This is a genomic window from Ectothiorhodospira mobilis (genome assembly GCF_016584115.1).
Classification (GTDB): domain Bacteria; phylum Pseudomonadota; class Gammaproteobacteria; order Ectothiorhodospirales; family Ectothiorhodospiraceae; genus Ectothiorhodospira; species Ectothiorhodospira mobilis.
The window spans coordinates 1-303 of record NZ_NRSK01000087.1 but is presented as its reverse complement, the minus strand read 5'-3'; the positions used below and the strand labels follow the sequence as shown (position 1 = coordinate 303).

Annotated in this window: 1 pseudogene; it reads right to left on the bottom strand. The window is 64.0% G+C overall.

Going from position 1 to position 303, the window contains the following annotated elements:
• Positions 1–84 precede the first annotated feature (84 nt).
• Positions 85–303, bottom strand: a pseudogene (locus tag CKO33_RS13375) (hypothetical protein); the annotation flags it as partial.

The window sequence follows — 303 nt, the reverse complement described above, 5'->3', positions numbered from 1 at the left end:
CCCCGTGAGTGTTCACGAGGCGCAAATGCCCGAGTTGCTGACCCACCCGAAAACGCCGGAAATAGCCCCGCCAGGTGGCCGGATTTAAATCGGAATCCTGGCCGGCTTCATCTCGGAATGGTGGCCGACATCAAATCGGAATCCCCGGCCGGCTTGCGTCGGAATCCGCAAGGCCCGGGCAAAGGCCGATACACGGTTGTAGGACCCGTCATAGCCAAGGCTGGTAAGGTCGCCGTACAGCTGCTTCACCGTCCGCCGCTGCTTGCGCGGCCGGCTCGCCTCACGTCGCAGCCATGCCGCCAG